Source organism: Escherichia sp. KTE52, from assembly GCF_000408325.1.
GTDB classification, from domain to species: domain Bacteria; phylum Pseudomonadota; class Gammaproteobacteria; order Enterobacterales; family Enterobacteriaceae; genus Escherichia; species Escherichia marmotae.
In genome coordinates this window covers 624,891-639,933 of sequence record NZ_KE138676.1, presented here as the reverse complement: position 1 = coordinate 639,933, position 15,043 = coordinate 624,891, and the positions used below count along the sequence as shown (strand labels likewise).

14 protein-coding genes are annotated in these 15,043 nt (G+C 53.0%); 9 read left to right on the top strand and 5 right to left on the bottom strand.

Annotated elements, in window-relative coordinates; genetic code table 11:
* Window positions 1-216: 216 nt before the first annotated feature.
* The 5 genes from astE to astC are packed head-to-tail and all read right to left on the bottom strand — an operon-like array spanning window position 217 to window position 6,244.
* Window positions 217-1,185 carry a succinylglutamate desuccinylase gene (gene astE / locus A1SC_RS18020; RefSeq protein WP_001516299.1) on the bottom strand — a complete coding sequence of 323 codons (969 nt, stop codon included), beginning with the start codon at window positions 1,183-1,185 and terminating at the stop codon, window positions 217-219.
* The gene (gene astB / locus A1SC_RS18025) at window positions 1,178-2,521 is read right to left on the bottom strand and encodes an N-succinylarginine dihydrolase (RefSeq protein ID WP_016261968.1); all 1,344 of its coding nucleotides are present in this window, start codon (window positions 2,519-2,521) and stop codon (window positions 1,178-1,180) included. The genes astE and astB overlap by 8 nt, the downstream gene beginning before the upstream one ends.
* Complete coding sequence (gene astD / locus A1SC_RS18030) at window positions 2,518-3,996, bottom strand: succinylglutamate-semialdehyde dehydrogenase (RefSeq protein WP_016261967.1); 1,479 nt, start codon at window positions 3,994-3,996, stop codon at window positions 2,518-2,520. Before astD ends, astB begins: the two co-directional genes overlap by 4 nt.
* Window positions 3,993-5,027: an arginine N-succinyltransferase gene (gene astA, locus A1SC_RS18035; protein ID WP_016261966.1), complete on the bottom strand. Its 1,035-nt coding sequence runs from the start codon at window positions 5,025-5,027 to the stop codon at window positions 3,993-3,995. The genes astD and astA overlap by 4 nt, the downstream gene beginning before the upstream one ends.
* Window positions 5,024-6,244 carry a succinylornithine/acetylornithine transaminase gene (astC, locus tag A1SC_RS18040; protein ID WP_016261965.1) on the bottom strand — a complete coding sequence of 407 codons (1,221 nt, stop codon included), beginning with the start codon at window positions 6,242-6,244 and terminating at the stop codon, window positions 5,024-5,026. Before astC ends, astA begins: the two co-directional genes overlap by 4 nt.
* Window positions 6,245-6,688: 444 nt before the next feature.
* Here astC and xthA point away from each other — a divergent pair, with 444 nt between their 5' ends.
* From xthA to ynjE, 9 genes are all read left to right on the top strand, one after another.
* A complete protein-coding gene (gene xthA, locus A1SC_RS18045) occupies window positions 6,689-7,495 on the top strand; it encodes an exodeoxyribonuclease III (RefSeq protein ID WP_000673938.1) in 807 nt (268 codons plus the stop codon).
* A 166-nt stretch (window positions 7,496-7,661) separates the two neighbouring features.
* Window positions 7,662-8,372, top strand: a complete 711-nt coding sequence (locus A1SC_RS18050; RefSeq protein ID WP_016242631.1) for a TVP38/TMEM64 family protein — start codon at window positions 7,662-7,664, stop codon at window positions 8,370-8,372.
* Between the two features lie 4 nt (window positions 8,373-8,376).
* The gene (gene ydjY, locus A1SC_RS18055) at window positions 8,377-9,054 is read left to right on the top strand and encodes a lipoprotein YdjY (RefSeq protein ID WP_016261964.1); all 678 of its coding nucleotides are present in this window, start codon (window positions 8,377-8,379) and stop codon (window positions 9,052-9,054) included.
* Between the two features lie 14 nt (window positions 9,055-9,068).
* On the top strand, window positions 9,069-9,776 hold the full coding sequence (locus A1SC_RS18060; RefSeq protein ID WP_016248648.1) for a TVP38/TMEM64 family protein: 708 nt from the start codon (window positions 9,069-9,071) through the stop codon (window positions 9,774-9,776).
* Entirely contained in the window at window positions 9,776-10,324 is a 549-nt protein-coding gene (locus A1SC_RS18065) for a carboxymuconolactone decarboxylase family protein (protein ID WP_000524099.1), read from the top strand. Before A1SC_RS18060 ends, A1SC_RS18065 begins: the two co-directional genes overlap by 1 nt.
* 9 nt (window positions 10,325-10,333) lie before the next feature.
* Window positions 10,334-11,500, top strand: a complete 1,167-nt coding sequence (locus tag A1SC_RS18070; RefSeq protein ID WP_016261963.1) for an ABC transporter substrate-binding protein — start codon at window positions 10,334-10,336, stop codon at window positions 11,498-11,500.
* Window positions 11,473-13,008 (top strand): ABC transporter permease family protein, encoded by a 1,536-nt coding sequence (locus A1SC_RS18075; protein ID WP_016261962.1) that lies wholly within the window; start codon window positions 11,473-11,475, stop codon window positions 13,006-13,008. The genes A1SC_RS18070 and A1SC_RS18075 overlap by 28 nt, the downstream gene beginning before the upstream one ends.
* Window positions 13,008-13,661, top strand: a complete 654-nt coding sequence (locus A1SC_RS18080) for an ATP-binding cassette domain-containing protein (RefSeq protein WP_016261961.1) — start codon at window positions 13,008-13,010, stop codon at window positions 13,659-13,661. Before A1SC_RS18075 ends, A1SC_RS18080 begins: the two co-directional genes overlap by 1 nt.
* Window positions 13,662-13,727: 66 nt before the next feature.
* Window positions 13,728-15,035 (top strand): thiosulfate sulfurtransferase YnjE, encoded by a 1,308-nt coding sequence (gene ynjE / locus A1SC_RS18085; protein WP_001516290.1) that lies wholly within the window; start codon window positions 13,728-13,730, stop codon window positions 15,033-15,035.
* Window positions 15,036-15,043 lie beyond the last annotated feature (8 nt).

The following is a 15,043-nucleotide window of genomic DNA, read 5'->3' as shown; positions in this document are numbered from 1 at the left end:
AATGAAAGTGTAAAAAACACTTTTGCGCCAATTATGGAGAAAAAAAGAAAATTTGATGGAGAGTGATGAATAAATATTACAACACGCTGATTTTGCAGGAATTATGAAGAACTATACCTGATAGCCGGTGATAATTAAAGCAAATAACCAGGATTAATCCGTATTATTTCATTAAAAACCCAGTAAATACCCGCAGATGATTTCTGCAGGTAAGCATCAGATTATTTGCTCCAGCATTAACCCTGCACGCAATCCCAGCGCCACCAATGGATTAGGGAATAACACATATTCAACATCATGAGTCACCGTAAAGCGTTCTTCGCCATCCTGCGCTAACAACGTCCCCTTCTTAAACGCCGTGAAGTTCAATGTCTCGCTCGCCATATGCAGTTCAAAATCAGTGGAGTGGCGGGTAATTTGCGAAACCACCCGGTAACGTAATGGCGGCTTTTTATCAAAACCGACGCTCATCCCGGATAACAGCGCGGCAATCGCGCTGGACGTTGGCGCAAACTGGCAAAGATCGTTTTGCCCAAACGGCAACGCTTTGCCAAGTTCCAGCGTACACGCCTGGGTGCCAAAATGTTCGGCGCTAAAATGGGTAAACGTGCCGCCAGGCGTCTGGTGAAACACCAGTGCCTCCAGCCCCGCTGCGCCCAGCCACGTCAGAAACTTCTCATCCCAGGGAATATCACGTTGCGGTAAAACACCAAAACGCGGATGGTATGAACCACGAATTGCGGTATGCAAATCAAGGTGCCAACGAACGGACTCTTTACCCTGTTGATAAAAATCTTCCAGACTCTGTTCCAGTTCGCGGGCGCGACAGGTTTCGCCGCTTTCGGCAAATAGCTGCCAGCGTCCGCCAAACATTCGATTCATATCGCTATGACAATAACGCTTACCTTGCTTCAGGGCAGGAGGATTTCCGAGGATCGCCAGCAGCCGCCAGCGCAACTGAATCTCACCGTGATAAATTGCCCCAAGCAACGCCTCCAGCATCTCAACAGGTGCTGTTTCATTACCGTGGATCCCCGCTGATATCACCAGCGCACCTTGCGGTGGGGTGACTGGCGTCAGTTCCAGCAGCCCGTCCCCCAGCCAGCGCCAGTGGACACCGTTGCTTTCTCTCGCTGTTACGGCTGGTTTTTTACCCGTTAACGTCAGGGCAAGAAAATTATCCATTGCCACTCCCCTCCCGTTGGAACGGGTAAACCGAACCGAGATTCAGCAAACGAGTCAGTGCATCCAGAGCTTCCCTTCCTTCGCGCAGCAATTGCGGATCGGCAAGATCGGCAGCGGTAAGACGATCGCGGTAGTGACGATCCACCCAGTCATTGAGCGCATTAAACTGTGTTTCGTTCATCATCACCGCCGGATTCACCGCCTGACGTTCTTCTGCCGTCAGCACCACGCGCAAACGCAGGCACGCAGGGCCGCCACCGTTTGCCATACTTTCGCGTAAATCAAAAACTTTCAGTTCACTGATCGGGTTATCGGCAACAAGTAATTCATTGAGATAACGCCATACCCCGGCATGTTCCCGACACTCCTGCGGCAGCACCAACACCATCGAACCGTCATCACGGCTCAACAACTGGCTGTTAAACAGATAGGTCGAGACAGCATCCGCTACGGAAACCTGTGCCGACGGAACTTCTATTGCCATAAAACCGCTCACCCGCGCACACAGATTTGCCAGTAATTGCGCCTGACGGGCGAATGCCTGCTGATGGCAAAACAGCACCTGGCGGTTGCTCACGGCAATCACATCATTATGAAAAACCCCCTGATCGATAACTTCCGGGTTTTGTTGAGCGAAAATTACCTGTTGTGGATTAACCTGATTCAGCCTTGCTACCGCCTCGCTGGCTTCGCGGGTTTGCCGCGCCGGATAACGGGAAGGTCGCGTGCCAGTGCCCTCTTCCCGGCCATAGACGAAAACCTGTATACCCGGATCACCATAGTTACCACTGAGCCGATTGTGGTTTGCCGCCCCTTCATCACCGAGCAGCGCCACTTGAGGCAGTGCCGAATGCACGGTGAATTTCTCTTCATCAATAAAAATGGCTTTTAACAGCAATTCGGTGGTCGGTGCTTCCAGCGAACGGTGAAATTTGTTGTTCAGATTGGCAACCGTCAGGTGCACTTTGCCATCCAGCGTGTCGGCAGAAGGTGCCACCGTCGCCGCATTCGCGACCCACATTGGCGAAGCGGAACTGACACTGGAAAGCCAGTGCGGCGCCTGACGGGCAACTTTTTCCAGCACTTGCTCATCGCTGCCGCTGAATCCCAGTTGACGCAAAACCGGAATAAACGGGCGCTCGTGAGGCGGGATCACCGCCTGCGGGAATCCCGCATCGGCAAGGGCTTTCATTTTCAGCAAGCCCTGTTTTGCCGCCAGTCGCGGGTTAGATACCTGAAAACGGTGGCGGGTAGAAGCTTCATTACCAAACGACAGGCCAGCGTAATGATGCGTCAGCCCCACCAGCCCGTCGAAATTAACTTCCCGGGCGTTCATGGCACCACCTCATCGGAAAAATCCAGCCCGGGGTTAAGCGTAGTGGGCAGCGTTAACGAGTCCGATTCCAGGCTTGCCATCGGCCAGGCACAATAATCAGCGGCATACCATGCACTGGGGCGATGATTGCCGGAAGCGCCTACGCCACCAAATGGTGCAGTACTGGCCGCACCGGTCAGCGGTTTGTTCCAGTTAACGATCCCCGCTCGTGCCTCCAGTAACAGTTGTTCGAATTTTTCCCGCACTGGTGAAACCAGCCCACAAGAGAGGCCAAAGCGAGTGTTGTTCGCCATCTTAATCGCCTCATCGAAGGTGTCATAACGCCAGACACGCAGTAACGGCCCGAACACTTCTTCATCCGGCACACCAGAAATACCCGTCATGTCAATGATTCCAGGTGAAAGCAGTGAAGTACCTGGTTGCAGTAAGCGTGGCGTAAGCAACGTCCGCCCGCCCATGTTTTCCAGCTCCTGCCAAGCGGTAACAACATGCTGCGCGGCCTGTTCAGAAATCAGCCCGCCGATAAACGGCTGTGGTTCGTCATCCCAGTTGCCCGGTGTTAATCGCTGGCTGACGGCAACCAGGCGAGCAAGAAACGCATCGCCCTGCGCTCCACTTTTCAACAATATACGACGGGCGCAGGTGCAGCGTTGTCCGGCAGTAACAAATGCCGACTGGATAGTCAGATGCACTGCGGCGTCGATATCCGCCACTTCATCAATAATCAGCGGGTTATTGCCGCCCATTTCGAGGGCGAGGATTTTTTCTGGCTGACCGGAAAGCTGACGATGCAACTGGTAGCCAGTGTTGGCGCTACCGGTAAACAGCAAACCATCGAGATCTTCCAGCGCACTCAGCGCCTGACCGGTTTCGCGCCCACCCTGCACCAGATTCAGCACCCCTGGCGGCAATCCAGCCTGCTGCCATAAGCGCATTACCGCTTCGCTGCTCCACGGTGTCAGCTCACTGGGTTTAAAGATAATTGTGTTGCCTGCCAGCAACGCCGGAACAATATGCCCGTTAGGTAAATGCCCAGGAAAATTGTACGGACCAAACACCGCCAGCACGCCGTGTGGGCGATGGCGTAAGCTTGCCGCCCCATCTGGCATTTCACTGCGCTGATCACCCGTGCGCACGTGATATGCCTTGATTGAAATAGCAATTTTATTAATCATCGCCGTCACTTCGGTTGCCGCCTCCCAACGCGGCTTACCCGTTTCTCTGGCAATAATCGTCGTTAATTCAGCTTTATTGCTTTCCAGCAGTCCGGCAAATCGTTCAACTCTTACCTGACGATCGCCAAAGGAGAGCCGCGCCCAACGCGGAAACGCTGCGCGAGCAGCACGACATGCCAGCGCCACCTGAGCAGCATCGGCATCATTGCCTTGCCATAAAACGTCGCCAAATACCGGATTACGCTTCACGCGCAGCGCACCCAGGCCCGTCACCCAGTCGCCGTTGATCCATAAAGTCATACTGTTTTCTCCTCTGCGCACAGGCGTACCAGACGAACGTGATCCCCGGCATGACACTTGAGAGCGTCCAGTTGTGCGGCGGTTAAAATCAAACGCTCGGTAGCCGGATCGCTACGCACCAGCACCACGCGGAAATGATTATAATTTTCATTGGCGACCAGACAGGCCGGAAAATCGCCCTGTGCGGGTTGCCCTTCTGCCACTTCCACCAGCCGGCTTTTGCGAATGGCGCGAACGCGGTCGATGTCACACTCCAGCGTCGGCCCACCGTCGAAAATGTCGATATAGTTGCGGTAGCGAAAGCCCTCTTTTTCCAGCACCGCCCGCGCGGGTGCCGTTTGCGGATGTACCTGACCGATAACGTCTTGCGCTTCCTGGGATAAAAAGTCCGTATAGATCGGATGTTTTGGCATCAACTCAGCAATAAATGCCTTTTGACCAGTACCGCAGAGAAAATCGGCTCGGCTAAAATCCATCGAAAAGAAGCGTTTACCGAGGCTTTGCCAGAACGGCGAATAGCCGTGTTCGTCAATCACCCCACGCATTTCGGCAACCACTTTGTCGTTAAACTTGTCGCGAAAGGCTGCCATAAACATGAAGCGAGATTTCGACAACAAATAGCCGTTGCCCTCTTTGCGCCAGTCCGGATCGAGAAACAGCGTGCACAATTCGCTACTTCCGGTGTGATCATTACTGAGAAAAAGCGTCGGTAGCGCGTTATAAACATTCAGCTCTTTCGAAGCATGAACCAGCGTGCCGACGCGATAGTTGTACCAGGGATCGTTTAGCCCAACAGCCACCTCAATGGCGCAAATGCCCGCCACCGTACCTGTTTCACTCTCTTCCAGCACGAACACATAACCCTGCTCACTTTTGGGTAATTCGCCTTGCCATGTTTTGATGGCTCTATCGATACGCGCCAAAAGTGTGGCTTCATTGGCAGGAAGCGACGTTAAACCGCCGCCCGTTTTACTGGCAAGTTGCATTAACGCCGCGACATCGCTGCGCTCAACGGGACGGATGACCATCATGATGAACCTCGGCTAACAACGCGTTCACAGGCCAGCGCAAAGCGATCCAGCCCGGTAGCCATATCTTCTTCGCTGACATTCAGCGCCGGAGCAAAACGCACCACGCTGCCGCCCGCAATCAGCACCATCACGCCTGCTTTTGCCGCTTCCTGAGAAATCTGTTTCGCTTGTCCGGCATAGTCGGCATTCAGAACACAGCCAATCAGCAGACCCAGGCCACGAATTTCACTGAACAAACCGCAGCGATGATTAATAGCGTTAAGCCGCTCAACAAACCCGTCGTGGCGCTGTTTGACGCCATTACGCATTTCCGGCGTATTGATAAGATCCAGCACTTTGCCCGCCACTGCTGATGCCAGCGGATTACCGCCATAGGTGGTGCCGTGGGTGCCAACGGTCATCACGCTGGCACACTCCTCCGTTGCCAGCAGCGCACCAACGGGGAAACCGCCGCCCAGCGCTTTGGCGGTGGTCAGCAGATCGGGGGTTACGCCGTAGTGCATATAGGCATACAGTTCACCGGTACGCCCGACGCCGGTTTGTACCTCATCAAAAATCAGCAATGCATTGTGGCGGTCACACAATTCTCGCAGCCCCTGTAAAAACGCTTTGCTGGCTGGCACCACGCCGCCTTCACCCTGCACTGGCTCGACAATTACCGCGCAGGTGGCGTCGTCAATCAGCGCACTGGCAGAATTGAGATCGTTATACGCGGCATGACGGATGTCCGGCGGCAGTGGCGCAAAATCCTGAGAATAGGCTGGCTGGCCGCCTGCGCTAACGGTAAACAGCGTGCGCCCGTGGAACGCATTGTTAAACGCCACGATGCCGCTCTTATGGCTGCCGTAGCGGTCATGGGCGAATTTGCGCGCCAGTTTCAACGCTGCTTCGTTGGCCTCCGCACCGGAGTTACAAAAGAACACGCGATCGGCAAACGTCGCGTCGATAAGTTTTTTCGCCAGTCGCAGCACTGGTTCGTTGGTATAGCCGTTACCGGTATGCCAGAACTTACTCGCTTGCTCGTTTAGCGCCTCGCGCAATTCCGGATGCGCATGGCCCAGCGCGTTCACTGCAATGCCACCCGCGAAATCGATATACTCTTTCCCCTGCTGATCCCACAAGTGCGAACCTTCACCGCGTACCGGAATAAACGGTGCCGGAGCGTAAACAGGTATCATCCATTCATCAAAGTTTTCACGCGTAATTGACTGAGACATAGCGACCCCACAGTAAATAAATAGTTGTTTATATGTTAATTATAAGTAATGTTTTCGCTGTAAATGTAGATTGCAGGGTTCGTGCCAGCCAGGGGTAAAATTGCATAAGCGACGGCGGCCAACTGAAAATCAACGAGTTATAACCAACTGATATGCATTTAAAGTGCATATAAAGTGAATACGTTTGCGATACGGATGAATAAAAAGAATAAAAAACGCAATGTTATGCAGAAGTAAAATATAATTCTGGAATTGTGATCATTGACGAAATTTACTGGAAATTACTGCGCCATTCTGACGCAGACCGCACCAAAAGCGGGCATTTTTTGCGCCATCGTTGACATCATTAACAACCATCGATCAAATCACTTAACAACGGGCGGTAAGTACAGCGAATTTCTGCTACCATCCACGCACTCTTAATATGAATAAACGGCAGCGACTATGAAATTTGTCTCTTTTAATATCAACGGTCTGCGCGCCAGACCTCACCAACTTGAAGCCATCGTCGAAAAGCACCAACCGGATGTGATTGGTCTGCAGGAGACAAAAGTTCATGACGATATGTTTCCGCTCGAAGAGGTGGCAAAGCTCGGCTACAACGTGTTTTATCACGGGCAGAAAGGCCATTATGGCGTGGCGCTGCTGACCAAAGAGACGCCGATTGCTGTGCGTCGCGGCTTCCCGGGCGACGGCGAAGAGGCTCAACGGCGGATTATTATGGCAGAAATCCCCTCGCCGCTGGGCAATGTCACCGTGATCAACGGCTACTTCCCACAGGGCGAAAGCCGCGACCATCCAATTAAATTCCCGGCAAAAGCGCAGTTCTACCAGAACCTGCAAAACTATCTGGAAACTGAGCTTAAGCGCGATAATCCGGTGCTGATTATGGGCGATATGAACATCAGCCCCACCGACCTGGATATCGGCATTGGCGAAGAGAACCGCAAACGCTGGCTGCGTACCGGTAAATGCTCCTTCCTGCCGGAAGAACGCGAATGGATGGACAGACTGATCGGCTGGGGGCTGGTAGATACCTTCCGTCACGCTAATCCGGAAACAGCAGATCGCTTTTCGTGGTTTGATTACCGCTCAAAAGGTTTTGACGATAACCGTGGTCTGCGTATCGACCTGCTGCTCGCCAGCCAGCCGTTGGCGGAATGCTGCGTAGAAACCGGCATCGACTATGAAATCCGCAGTATGGAAAAACCGTCAGATCACGCACCTGTGTGGGCGACCTTCCGCCGCTAATTTATCTGCTCTCCTGACCCGCACGAGGTCAGGAGAATTAACCTTGAGAAAAATCAACAAACTGTCAGTAATGATTTGTTGCCTGCCGTCCTTTGTTATACCGTCACTGCGTTTTTAGTTGTCTGACCACTTCTCTATTATCAAGTTTGATATAGGAAACTCTACGATGAACGCTGAGCGTAAATTTCTTTTTGCCTGTCTGCTTTTTGCACTGATAATTTACGCTATCCACGCTTTCGGTTTATTCGATCTGGTCACCGATTTACCCCACTTACAAACGCTCATTCGCCAGAGCGGATTTTTCGGTTATAGCCTCTATATTCTGTTATTCATTATCGCTACCCTCTTTCTGTTACCCGGTAGCGTACTGGTGATCGCCGGTGGAATAGTCTTTGGCCCGTTGTTGGGAACGCTACTTTCGTTAATTGCCGCTACGCTGGCCTCGTCGTGCTCATTCCTGCTGGCGCGCTGGCTGGGGCGTGACTTGCTGCTGAAATACGTCGGTCATAGCCATACTTTTCAGGCTATTGAAAAAGGTATTGCGCGTAATGGTATCGATTTTCTTATTCTGACCCGCTTAATCCCGCTGTTTCCTTACAATATTCAAAATTACGCTTACGGATTAACTGCTATAGCCTTCTGGCCTTTTACCCTTATTTCGGCATTAACTACCCTGCCTGGGATTATTATTTATACCGTGATGGCCAGCGATCTCGCCCGTGAAGGCATTACCGTGCACTTTATTTTAAACCTCTGTCTGGCTGGACTGACGCTGTTTATTCTCGTCCAACTCGCCAAACGCTACGCCCGCTTTAAACACGTGGATCTGACTGCTTCTGACAGCCAACCGCTTACTCACCCTAAAAACGAAGGATAGAACGATGTTGCAACAATATTCAGTGTCATGGAAAAAAGGACTGGCTGCGCTGTGTTTACTGGCAGCGGCAGTGCTTAGCGGCTGTGATCAAAAAGAGAATACCGAGGCCAAAGTGGAATACGATGGGCTTTCGGCCAGTGAGCCACTGCGCGTCGATACACAGGCACATACGGTAACTATGTTGGTGCAAATTAATGGTCGTTTCCTCACCGACGATACCCGTCACGGCATTGTGTTTAAAGACGGCTCCAACGGGCATAAATCACTGTTTATGGGATATGCCACCCCGAAAGCATTTTATGACGCTCTGAAACAGGCGGGTGGCACACCGGGCGAAAATATGACTATGGATAACAAAGAAGCTACCCATGTTGCAGGCAGCAAACTGGATATTTCGGTGAACTGGCAAGGGGCGGCAAAAGCGTATTCCTTCGATGAAGTGATTGTTGATAGTAATGGCAAGAAACTGGACATGCGCTTTGGTGGCAATTTAGCGGCGGCAGAAGAGAAAAAAACCGGTTGTCTGGTGTGCCTGGATAGCTGCCCGGTCGGTATTGTCAGCAATGCGACATACACTTATGGTGCGGTGGAAAAACGTGGCGAAGTGAAATTCAAAGGCAATGCGTCAGTTCTCCCGGCAGATAGCACGCTGGCAACGGTGACCTTTAAAATCACAGAATAAAACATGGATAAAGGATGATGAAGATGCATTCGCGTAAAATCTGGTACTACCGTACAGCCATCATCATCCTGTTGTTCGCTACGCTGCTCGCATGGGCGCTGGTTCCTGGCGTCCATGACTTTATCAATCGCAGCCTTGCGGCGTTTGCCGCTGTGGACCAACAGGGTATAGAACGATTTATTCAGTCTTACGGCACACTGGCGGCAGTTGTCTCATTCTTGTTGATGATTTTGCAGGCCATTGCCGCACCGCTGCCTGCGTTTTTGATCACCTTTGCCAATGCGTCGCTGTTTGGCGCGTTCTGGGGGGGCTTGCTGTCGTGGACCAGTTCGATGGCGGGTGCGGCGCTGTGCTTTTTTATCGCCAGAGTGATGGGCCGCGAAGTAGTGGAAAAGTTAACCGGTAAAACCGTGCTCGATAGCATGGACGGTTTTTTCACTCGCTACGGCAAACATACCATCCTGGTATGTCGGTTATTGCCTTTTGTCCCTTTTGATCCAATCAGCTATGCTGCCGGCCTGACATCAATACGTTTTCGTCCGTTTTTTATCGCCACCGGGCTTGGTCAGTTACCCGCAACCATTGTCTATTCCTGGGCGGGCAGCATGTTAACGGGCGGCACATTCTGGTTTGTTACCGGACTGTTTATCCTGTTTGCCCTGACTGTGGTGATTTTCATGGCGAAAAAAATATGGTTTGAGCGCCAGAAGAGGAATGTCTGATGGGTTTACCGCCGCTTAGCAAAATTCCTTTAATTTTACGTCCGCAGGCGTGGCTACATCGTCGCCATTACGGTGAGGTGCTAAGTCCGATTCGCTGGTGGGGGCGGATCCCATTTATCTTCTATCTGGTGTCGATGTTTGTCGGCTGGCTGGAGCGCAAACGCTCCCCGCTCGATCCGGTGGTGCGATCGCTTGTCAGCGCGCGCATTGCGCAAATGTGCCTGTGTGAGTTTTGCGTAGACATCACCAGCATGAAAGTCGCTGAACGAACCGGCAGCACCGATAAACTGCTGGCGGTGGCCGACTGGCGGCAAAGCCCGCTGTTCAGCGATGAGGAGCGGCTGGCGCTGGAATACGCCGAAGCCGCCAGCGTTACGCCGCCAACGGTAGATGATGCCCTGCGCACCCGACTGGCAGCCCATTTTGACGCTCAGGCGCTCACCGAACTGACGGCATTAATCGGCCTGCAAAACCTGTCGGCCCGTTTTAATTCTGCTATGGCCATTCCCGCCCAGGGACTGTGCCGACTTCCTGAAAAACGTTCTTAAGGAGAAATGATGCGCCATTGTGGGTGGTTGCTGGGACTGTTATCGCTGTTTTCTTTGGCAACACATGCCAGTGACTGGCAGGAAACTAAGAACGACGCCAAAGGGCAAACCGTCTGGTTTAACGCCTGGGGCGGCGACACCGCGATTAACCGCTATCTCGACTGGGTCAGCGGTGAGATGAAAACGCATTACGATATAAACCTGAAGATTGTTCGCCTGGCTGATGCCGCTGACGCAGTAAAACGCATTCAGACCGAAGCCGCAGCCGGACGTAAAACGGGCGGCTCGGTAGATCTCTTGTGGGTAAATGGTGAAAATTTCCGCACGTTAAAAGAGGCGAATTTGCTGCAAACCGGCTGGGCGGAAACATTACCTAACTGGCGTTATGTCGACACGCAACTACCTGTACGGGAAGATTTTTCTGTCGCTACCGAGGGGGCAGAATCCCCCTGGGGCGGCGCACAACTTACGTTTATCGCTCGCCGCGATCTGACACCACAACCACCGAAAACACCGCAAGCCTTGCTGGAGTTTGCCAAAGCCAATCCAGGCGCAGTTACCTATCCACGCCCACCAGACTTTACCGGCACAGCATTTCTTGAACAGTTGTTGATTATGCTGACGCCAGATCCCGCTGCATTAAAAGAAGCGCCGAACGATGCTACTTTCGCCCAGATTACTGCACCGCTGTGGCAGTATCTCGATGCGCTGCATCCGTATTTGTGGCGCGAAGGAAAGGATTTCCCCCCTTCGCCCGCGCGAATGGATGCCCTGCTGAAATCCGGCACATTGCGCCTGTCGCTGACCTTTAACCCCGCTCATGCCCGGCAAAAAATAGCCAGTGGCGATTTGCCAGCGAGCAGTTACAGCTTTGGCTTTAGCGAGGGAATGATTGGCAACGTGCATTTCGTCACCATTCCTGCCAACGCCAGTGCCAGTGCTGCGGCGAAGGTGGTCGCCAACTTCCTGCTCTCACCCGAAGCGCAACTGCGTAAAGCGGATCCTGCGGTCTGGGGCGATCCTTCTGTTCTTGAACCACAAAAACTGCCTGCCGGGCAGCGCGAAACATTACAATCAAGAATGCCGCAGGATCTGCCGCCAGTACTGGCGGAACCGCATGCTGGTTGGGTAAATGTGCTGGAACAAGAATGGCTACGCCGTTACGGTACGCATTAATTTTATTGCTGTGGGTGGTGATGGCGGTGATTTACGCACCGCTGATCCCGGCAGCGCTCACGCTGATAACGCCTGCCTTGTCGTTGACACACTGGCAGGCGTTATTTGCCGATCCGCAGTTATCACAGGCAATACTGGCAACGCTGGTGTCGACAACTATCGCGGCGGTAGGTGCGTTGTTGATTGCCCTGCTGGTGATTGTGGCGCTGTGGCCTGGCGCGAAATGGCTGCATTTGTGCGCCCGTCTGCCGTGGCTGCTCGCCATCCCCCACGTCGCTTTTGCCACCAGCGTCCTGCTACTGTTTGCCGAAGGCGGCCTGGTTTATCAGTTTTTCCCTTTCCTCACTCCGCCGACAGACAGATTGGGTATCGGTCTGGGCATTACTCTGGCGGTGAAAGAAAGCGCATTTCTGCTGTGGATTTTGGCGGCAGTATTGAGTGAAAAAAGGCTGTTGCAACAAGTCATCGTGCTGGATTCACTGGGCTACAGCCGCTGGCAATGCCTGAACTGGCTGCTGTTACCCTCAGTCGCTCCCGCACTGGCAATGGCGATGCTGGCAATTGTGGCCTGGTCGCTATCGGTCGTGGATATCGCAATTATCCTTGGGCCGGGTAATCCACCGACGCTGGCGGTAATTAGCTGGCAGTGGTTAACCCAGGGCGACACCGATCAACAGATAAAAGGCGCACTTGCCAGCCTGCTGCTGATGCTGTTACTCGCCACCTGTGTTTTGCTGGGCTATCTTTTATGGCGCACCTGGCGGCGCACAATTCCCCGCAAAGATGGCGTTCGCAAACCAGCCACGCCTTTATTGCCCGGTAGTACGCTGGCGAGATTATTACCATTGACTGGCGTGCTCTGTGTGGTTCTGCTGGCGATCCTTGCAGATCAATCGACGATCAATGACGAGGCGCTATTCAATAGCCTGACGATGGGACTGGCAACGACATTCATCGCTTTGATCCTATTACTGCTGTGGCTGGAATGGGGAGCAAAGCGTCGCCAGTTGTGGTTATGGCTGCCCATTTTATTACCAGCGCTGCCGCTGGTGGCAGGCCAGTACACGCTGGCGCTGTGGTTACATCTGGATGGCTGCTGGGCTGTGGTGGTGTGGGGACATCTGCTGTGGGTGATGCCGTGGATGTTGTTTATCCTGCAACCGGCCTGGCAGCGTATTGACTCACGGTTAATTCTGATTGCCCAAACGCTGGGTTGGTCGCGAGGCAAAATATTCTTTTACGTGAAATGCCCACTCATGCTGCGTCCTGCGCTTATTGCCTTCGCTGTCGGATTTTCAGTCAGCATTGCGCAATATATGCCGACGCTGTGGCTGGGCGCGGGGCGCTTCCCGACGCTGACGACTGAAGCAGTGGCGTTAAGCAGTGGCGGCAGCAACGGTATCCTCGCCGCTCAGGCTTTATGGCAACTGCTATTACCACTTATTATTTTTGCCCTTACCGCCCTGCTTGCAAAATGGGTAGGTTTTGCCAGACAAGGACTCCGTTAATGCTCTGCGTAAAAGATGTTTCGCTACGTTTGCCTGAAACCTGCTTACTGGAAAACGTTAATTTCACAGTCAATAAAGGTGACATTGTCACGTTAATGGGCCCGTCTGGCTGCGGAAAATCTACGCTGTTTTCCTGGATGATTGGCGCACTGGCGGGACAATTTTCTTACACCGGTGAACTATGGCTCAATGAGCAACGCCTCGACACCCTACCCACCGCCCGGCGTCAGATTGGTATTCTTTTCCAGGATGCGCTGTTGTTTGATCAGTTCAGCGTTGGACAAAATTTACTACTGGCACTACCGTCAACGCTCAAAGGTGACGCAAGACGCAATGCAGTGGATGATGCGCTTGAGCGTGCGGGACTTGGCGGAACTTTCCATCAGGACCCGGCCACGCTGTCTGGTGGCCAACGTGCGCGGGTGGCTCTGCTGCGCGCCCTTCTCGCCCAGCCAAAGGCATTATTGCTTGATGAACCGTTCAGCCGTCTTGACGTAGCTCTGCGCGATAATTTTCGTCAGTGGGTATTCAATGAAGTCCGCGAACTGGCGATCCCCGTCGTTCAAGTCACCCACGATTTTCAGGATGTTCCTGCCGATAGTCCCGTTCTGGATATGGCTCAGTGGTCAGAAAATTACAACAAACTGCGATAACGCAAAGTTTTTCCCGATGCGTCAGTTCAGAATGGCGCACTCAAAACTACAATGTCGGGATTTTCGATGAAACGTGTTTCTCAAATGACCGCGCTGGCAATGGCTTTAGGGCTGGCTTGCGCTTCTTCGTGGGCCGCTGAACTGGCGAAGCCTCTTACACTTGACCAGCTTCAACAACAAAATGGCGCAGCAATAGATACCCGCCCAAGCGCGTTTTATAACGGCTGGCCACAAACCTTAAATGGCCCTTCCGGCCATGAACCTGCCGCCTTAAACCTTTCTGCAAGCTGGCTCGACAAAATGAGTACTGAACAGCTCAACGCGTGGATTAAGCAACATAACCTGAAAGCCGATGCGCCGGTGGCGTTATACGGTAATGACAAAGACGTCGAAGCCGTTAAAACGCGTCTGCAAAAAGCAGGCTTTACGCATATCTCCATCTTGAGTGGCGCGCTAAGCGAACCTTCCCGTCTGCAAAAATTGCCGCACTTTGAGCAACTGGTTTACCCGCAATGGCTGCATGACCTGCAACAAGGCAAAGAAGTTACGGCGAAACCTGCGGGTGACTGGAAAGTGATCGAAGCAGCATGGGGCGCTCCGAAACTTTACCTCCTCAGCCATATTCCTGGTGCCGATTACATTGACACCAACGAAGTGGAAAGCGAACCACTGTGGAATAAAGTCTCTGACGAACAACTTAAAGCAATGCTGGCAAAACATGGCATTCGTCATGACACCACAGTAATTCTGTACGGGCGCGACGTTTACGCCGCCGCGCGCGTGGCGCAGATTATGCTCTACGCTGGCGTGAAAGATGTGCGCTTGCTGGACGGTGGTTGGCAAACCTGGTCTGATGCGGGTCTGCCCGTTGAACGCGGTACGCCACCGACAGTGAAACCCGAACCTGACTTCGGCGTGAAGATCCCGGCGCAACCGCAACTGATGCTCGATATGGAACAGGCGCGCGGTCTGCTGCATCGCCAGGATGCGTCACTGGTCAGCATTCGTTCATGGGCTGAATTTATCGGCACCACCAGCGGCTATGACTACATCAAGCCAAAAGGTGATATCCCAGGCGCACGTTGGGGTCATGCGGGCAGCGACTCAACGCATATGGAAGATTTCCATAACCCAGACGGCACTATGCGTACTGCGGACGACATCACAGCGATGTGGAAAGAATGGAACATCCTGCCGGATCAACAAGTCTCGTTCTACTGCGGCACCGGCTGGCGCGCATCAGAAACCTTTATGTATGCGCGGGCAATGGGCTGGAATAATGTCTCTGTTTACGACGGTGGTTGGTACGAATGGAGCAGCGATCCGAAAAACCCGGTAGCAACCGGTGAACGCGGCCCGGACAGTAGCAAATAACACTGCAA

Excerpts from the sequence above, each read along its gene's own strand:
- astE (WP_001516299.1), bottom strand. The coding sequence starts at position 1,185 with ATGGATAATTTTCTTGCCCTGACGTTAACGGGTAAAAAACCAGCCGTA.
- astB (WP_016261968.1), bottom strand. The coding sequence starts at position 2,521 with ATGAACGCCCGGGAAGTTAATTTCGACGGGCTGGTGGGGCTGACGCAT.
- astD (WP_016261967.1), bottom strand. The coding sequence starts at position 3,996 with ATGACTTTATGGATCAACGGCGACTGGGTGACGGGCCTGGGTGCGCTG.
- astA (WP_016261966.1), bottom strand. The coding sequence starts at position 5,027 with ATGATGGTCATCCGTCCCGTTGAGCGCAGCGATGTCGCGGCGTTAATG.
- astC (WP_016261965.1), bottom strand. The coding sequence starts at position 6,244 with ATGTCTCAGTCAATTACGCGTGAAAACTTTGATGAATGGATGATACCT.
- xthA (WP_000673938.1), top strand. The coding sequence starts at position 6,689 with ATGAAATTTGTCTCTTTTAATATCAACGGTCTGCGCGCCAGACCTCAC.
- A1SC_RS18050 (WP_016242631.1), top strand. The coding sequence starts at position 7,662 with ATGAACGCTGAGCGTAAATTTCTTTTTGCCTGTCTGCTTTTTGCACTG.
- ydjY (WP_016261964.1), top strand. The coding sequence starts at position 8,377 with ATGTTGCAACAATATTCAGTGTCATGGAAAAAAGGACTGGCTGCGCTG.
- A1SC_RS18060 (WP_016248648.1), top strand. The coding sequence starts at position 9,069 with ATGATGAAGATGCATTCGCGTAAAATCTGGTACTACCGTACAGCCATC.
- A1SC_RS18065 (WP_000524099.1), top strand. The coding sequence starts at position 9,776 with ATGGGTTTACCGCCGCTTAGCAAAATTCCTTTAATTTTACGTCCGCAG.
- A1SC_RS18070 (WP_016261963.1), top strand. The coding sequence starts at position 10,334 with ATGCGCCATTGTGGGTGGTTGCTGGGACTGTTATCGCTGTTTTCTTTG.
- A1SC_RS18075 (WP_016261962.1), top strand. The coding sequence starts at position 11,473 with ATGGCTACGCCGTTACGGTACGCATTAATTTTATTGCTGTGGGTGGTG.
- A1SC_RS18080 (WP_016261961.1), top strand. The coding sequence starts at position 13,008 with ATGCTCTGCGTAAAAGATGTTTCGCTACGTTTGCCTGAAACCTGCTTA.
- ynjE (WP_001516290.1), top strand. The coding sequence starts at position 13,728 with ATGAAACGTGTTTCTCAAATGACCGCGCTGGCAATGGCTTTAGGGCTG.